This window comes from Thermoanaerobacter sp. A7A, assembly GCF_000445185.1.
Classification (GTDB): domain Bacteria; phylum Bacillota; class Thermoanaerobacteria; order Thermoanaerobacterales; family Thermoanaerobacteraceae; genus Thermoanaerobacter.
Genome location: NZ_AVAF01000072.1, coordinates 1 through 5,042, shown reverse-complemented (window position 1 = coordinate 5,042; position 5,042 = coordinate 1). Strand labels below are relative to the sequence as shown.

The 5,042-nt window shown below is 35.5% G+C and carries 6 protein-coding genes; all 6 read left to right on the top strand.

Going from position 1 to position 5,042, the window contains the following annotated elements; genetic code table 11:
• Positions 1–168: 168 nt before the first annotated feature.
• On the top strand, positions 169–714 hold the full coding sequence (gene raiA / locus M663_RS0104450) for a ribosome-associated translation inhibitor RaiA (RefSeq protein WP_029688076.1): 546 nt from the start codon (positions 169–171) through the stop codon (positions 712–714).
• 130 nt (positions 715–844) lie between these two features.
• Positions 845–1,486 (top strand): hypothetical protein, encoded by a 642-nt coding sequence (locus M663_RS0104445; RefSeq protein ID WP_029688075.1) that lies wholly within the window; start codon positions 845–847, stop codon positions 1,484–1,486.
• Between the two features lie 219 nt (positions 1,487–1,705).
• The gene (locus M663_RS0104435; RefSeq protein ID WP_029688074.1) at positions 1,706–2,980 is read left to right on the top strand and encodes an HD-GYP domain-containing protein; all 1,275 of its coding nucleotides are present in this window, start codon (positions 1,706–1,708) and stop codon (positions 2,978–2,980) included.
• Positions 2,970–3,554: a DUF5317 domain-containing protein gene (locus M663_RS0104430; RefSeq protein ID WP_029688073.1), complete on the top strand. Its 585-nt coding sequence runs from the start codon at positions 2,970–2,972 to the stop codon at positions 3,552–3,554. Before M663_RS0104435 ends, M663_RS0104430 begins: the two co-directional genes overlap by 11 nt.
• Entirely contained in the window at positions 3,520–4,032 is a 513-nt protein-coding gene (locus tag M663_RS0104425) for a transcription repressor NadR (RefSeq protein ID WP_029688072.1), read from the top strand. The genes M663_RS0104430 and M663_RS0104425 overlap by 35 nt, the downstream gene beginning before the upstream one ends.
• A gap of 107 nt (positions 4,033–4,139) precedes the next feature.
• Positions 4,140–4,640, top strand: a complete 501-nt coding sequence (locus tag M663_RS0104420) for a hypothetical protein (protein WP_029688071.1) — start codon at positions 4,140–4,142, stop codon at positions 4,638–4,640.
• Positions 4,641–5,042: the final 402 nt, after the last annotated feature.

Here is a 5,042-nt window from a genome sequence, read left to right as displayed (position 1 = left end):
CTTTGTCGCGAGTCGCATTACTTCACAAAATGCCAATCTTGCAAAATAGTTTGTCAACAGTCTGGTACTCCGAAAAGGAGTGTTTTTTTTGTTTCCACATATTGCAGGAATATTGTTTTTTATGTAGAATTATATTAAATAGAAGGATAATGAGAGGGGTTTGATACTATGAATATCACAGTAAGCGGTAAAAATGGCATGACAGTTACGGATGGGCTAAGGGATGCAGTGCTAAAAAATGTGAGCAAGTTAAGCAAGTACTTTACTGAGGACACTGAAGTTAGGACTGTTTTAAGTGTCCAGAAAAACAATCACATTGCGGAAATCACAATACCTTTTAAGGGTATTATATTTAGAGCTGAAGAAGTCAGCGATGACATGTATGTGTCAATTGATAGAGTTGTAGACAAAATAGAAAAACAAATACTCAAACACAAGGCAAAGCTTAAAAATAGATTTGGTTCTAATGAGTCAATAAGGTTTGAAATTCCAGCTGCTTATGAAGAAGCTAAGGGAGAAGAGGAAGAGGGTTCCTTTGAAATAGTTAAAACAAAGAGGTTCCCCATAAAGCCTATGTCACCTGAGGAAGCGATTCTTCAGATGAATCTGTTGGGACATAACTTCTTTGTATTTACAAATGCCGACACTGACACTATAAATGTCGTATACAAAAGAAAAGATGGGAAATATGGCTTAATAGAGCCAATAGAATAAAACTACATAAGAAGCTAAAAAATTGGGGGATAGGCTCTATCCCCAATTTTTTTGTCTAAAAAGAAGGAATTTTAAATTTTGTATAGAATATATTTTTAGTGTGGACAAATTTTAATAGGGTGTGAAGATAATGGGTGAAATAACAAAAGATACAGTAAATTCGATGGAAGAGTATATAAATAAAATTCAAGGAGTACTATCCTGTAGGGTAGTTGTAGAGAATGGTGAAATAACAGAAATTCACGTGTTGGCTGACAGTACAAGGAATGCAAAGCAGATTGCAAGAGATGTGCAATCTGTCATAATGGCACAGTTTGGAATTGATATAAATCATAAAATTGTCAGTGTAGCGCAAATTGATATGGGAGAAAATCTCCAAGGAGAACAGAGGCTTGTTTTTTCAAGCTATTCATTTATAAATAACGGACTTACCAGTGAAGCGAGAGTTATCCTCACAAGAGGGGATGAGGTTTTTGAAGGATATGCCGAAGGACCTAATACTGCAAGTAATAAATATAGAATAATTGCCAATGCTACACTGGACTCTATTTCTAAATTGATTCCTAAAAACCATTTATTTTTGTTGGAAGATGTCGATATATTTAATATAGCTAAAAGCAGGATAATAGTTGTAGGGGTTACTCATGTGACAAATAACCAGGAGGAACTCCTTACTGGCTCTTGTCTTATAAAAAAAGATGAAGGGGAAGCTGTGGTAAAAGCTACATTGGATGCTGTCAACAGGCGTGTAATGTCAATTACGTCCCGTTAGTTATTTTAACACCCAAACCGCTTAAAAGTTGCTTAGCGTAGCGTTACCTGAAGCCTAAGGGCAGAAAGTTTAACAGCAAAGGAGGGTTTCAGGATGAATAAAGCGACAATTATAAAAATATTGCTGGCTTTAATGGCACTTGCATTAGCTGGAGGTGCAAATGTTTCTTGGGGTTAAGCGGTTTGAGGTGTTTTTTAGATTGAAAATAGGAGGTCTATTATGCTTAACAAAAGAGTAAAAATATACATTTCTATAATAATAGCTTTAGGGTTATCTTTTATTATTTATTCTATATTAAACATTCCTATAAATAGAGTTATAGATATAATTCTATTTGGATTTTTTGCTGCTTTAGCCGAATCAATGCCAATATATGTAACCAAAGAACTTGCTGTATCTGTTGCATTTGCAATTGATTTAATGGCCGTTCTTATCTTTGGTCCATATGAAGGTTCTTTAATTGCTTCTTTAGGTATGACTTTTCGTTTTGTTAAATATTCTGATGGCAGGATAGTACATATATTTAATTTGCCTTATTATAAAGTTTTATTTAATGCTTCTCAACTAGCTTTAAGTGTTGGCGTTGGTGGCTTAATATATGAATATACTGGTGGTATTCCGGGTACTTACATATATCCTCGATATCTTTTGTCAGCAGTGTTAGCAGCAATAGTATATTACCTATTAAACACTATTATTGTAGCAATATTATTATCTCTTTTATTAAATAAGTCTTTTAAATATATATTAACAAAAGATTTTAAATGGATGATTCCAAACTTTCTCTTTCTTGCCTTTTTGGGTATAGTTATGTCTGAAGCTTTTATAAAAATAGGGTATATAAGTCTTATTTTACTTTTTATACCTTTGTTGATGATACGATATATGTTTAAGCTTTACATGGACTCAAAGCAGTCTTATTATGATACAATAAATGTGCTTGTAAAGGCTCTTGATGCAAAGGACAAGTACACAGCGGGTCATTCAAAAAACGTAGAAAAAATTTCGGCTTTACTTTGTAGAGAATTTGGATTGAGTGAGTCTCACACTGAAATGGTGAGGATTGCAGCCCTTTTACATGATATAGGAAAGATTGGAGTAAAAGAAGAGGTTTTAAATAAGCCAGGGAAGTTAACTGATGAAGAATTAAGCATAATAAAAGAACACCCTCAAAAGGGCTATGAGATATTGAGAGATGTTCCTGCTTTAAAAGAGGCTTCTCTGTGGGTGAAATACCATCACGAGTGGTATAATGGGAATGGATATCCCGACGGGATAAAAGGTGATGAAATACCATTGGAAGCGCAGATACTTTCCCTCGCAGACGTTTTCGATGCTTTAGTTTCAGACAGGCCCTATCGAAAGGCTTTTTCACAAGAGGAAGCATATAGAATAATTGTGGCAAATGAAGGGACACAGTTTAGCCCTAAAATAATAAATGCTTTCAAAAAAGCTTTTGAAAAGAATAGGGAGGAGTTTAAGCATGATATTTGATTCACTTGGTGCTTCTCTAATTTATGGAACTTTAAGAAGAGGAAAAATCAGCGGAATTGCTGATATTGACATAAAAAAACCCGGCCTTTTTATAGCTGCTTTTGTTTTGGAGTTTGGTATGTTAAACCTTGCTAATAAGTTTCACGTCATTATGGAATACCGGTCTTATATCCACTTCTTTGTTTATCTTTTGCTTTTCATAGGATTGTGGTACAATAGAGATAACAAGTATTTTAGAATAATAAGCATTGGAGTGCTTTTAAATTTTATCGTTATATTTGCCAACGGAGGAAGAATGCCTGTCTCCATTGATGCTTTAAAGGCAGCGGGACTTAATAATCTCATCCCTGACCTTCAGTCAAATAAAATTGCTACACATCAGGTTTTGACAAGTTCTACACGGTTAAAATTTTTAGCAGATGTCTTAGTGTTGCCGAAACCTTATCCATTGCCAAAAACCTTTAGCATAGGAGATTTTATAATGGCGACAGGCACATTTTTACTTGTTACAAATGCTATGCTTAAAAAGGTGAAGAATCATGACGGCACAAGAGCGAAGGAACAAAATAGTTGAAATTTTAAAGAATGCTAAAGAGCCTATATCCGGCTCTGACCTTGCTAAAAGGTTTGGAGTGACAAGGCAAATTATTGTGCAAGATATAGCTATTTTAAGGGCTAAAGGGATTAAAATATTGTCTACCCCTCAAGGTTATATAATAGACATTGTAAAAGAAAACACTGTAAAAAAGGTTTTTGCTGTCAAACACGGATACGACAGGACAGAGGAGGAGTTAAATTTAATAGTTGATAATGGCGGAAAAGTGCTAGATGTAATTGTAGAGCATCCCTTCTATGGGGAGATAAAAGGGCTTTTAATGCTTTCTTCAAGATATGATGTAAGTAAATTTATGGGATTTGTAAAAGAAGGAAAAGCGACCCTTTTGTCTTCTCTGACGGATGGAGTGCATCTTCACACTGTTGAGGCGGAGAATGAAGAGGTACTAGATAGAATACAAAGGGCTTTGGAAGAAAAAGGGTTTTTAATAGAATAAGGAATAACCACTTTCTAAAAATTTTAAAGTGGTTGTTTTATTATTGACATATGTATATACATCTGTGTATACTATAATTATGAAAGTTAAAGAATGGGGGTTTTAATGTGAAGACAAGAGAAATTACTATTGGAGGGCTTTTAGCAGCATTGGCACTTGTTATACCATTGGCTTTTGGAGGAGTATTAGGAATAGTTATTCCGCCTTTCTCAGCCACACTGGCATCTCATGTACCTGTAATGCTGGCAATGCTTATAAGCCCTGCAACAGCAGTATTTGTAGGGATTGTATCTGCGATAGGCTTTTTAATAAAATTGGGACCTGTAATAGCAGCAAGGGCGGCAGTTCATGCAGTGTTTGGCTATGTTGGAGCTAAAATGATGCAAAGAGGATATTCTTTTCCCGTGGCGTTAGCCGTTACACTTCCAATACATGCTGTTTTAGAAGCAATTGTGGTAATACCTTTTGGATTTGATTTTTACAAGGCTTTTGTGGTTGTAGGAATAGGAACAATGATTCATCACACAATAGATTCTGCAATTGCATTGGCACTATTTTATGCATTAAATCCTATTTTGAAGTTTAAAGCTGTGGACACAAAAAATTAATCTTTTAAAAAGGAAACGTCTCATTTTGAGATGTTCTCAGTCTGTAGACAAACTCTTTATGATGTATTGACATTTTGCATAAGTGAAGCGACGTGACAGAGCAGCAACTAAACTTAGCGAGACCGACAGACGAAGGCGGGGCCGAAGCCAAGGAGGGCGGAGGCGGGCACCTGAGACAGGGATGTCGAATGTGCCCGGAACCCCGCCTGAGTCAGAGGTCGAGCTTTAATTTAGTCTGTGATGTCACCTGGAGCGAACGATGCAAAATGCCAATAAAAATGGAACTTTGTCTAAGACAGAGAACGCATCATTTTGAGACGTTCTTTTTTGTGAAAATTGTATGAAGGGAGTGTAAAATATTCTTTGGTTAGTTGTATAATTAAATGCAACAGATAAAAAAAT

Coding starts and splice junctions, on each gene's coding strand:
- M663_RS0104425 (WP_029688072.1), top strand. CDS start 3,520: ATGACGGCACAAGAGCGAAGGAACAAAATAGTTGAAATTTTAAAGAAT.
- raiA (WP_029688076.1), top strand. CDS start 169: ATGAATATCACAGTAAGCGGTAAAAATGGCATGACAGTTACGGATGGG.
- M663_RS0104445 (WP_029688075.1), top strand. CDS start 845: ATGGGTGAAATAACAAAAGATACAGTAAATTCGATGGAAGAGTATATA.
- M663_RS0104435 (WP_029688074.1), top strand. CDS start 1,706: ATGCTTAACAAAAGAGTAAAAATATACATTTCTATAATAATAGCTTTA.
- M663_RS0104430 (WP_029688073.1), top strand. CDS start 2,970: ATGATATTTGATTCACTTGGTGCTTCTCTAATTTATGGAACTTTAAGA.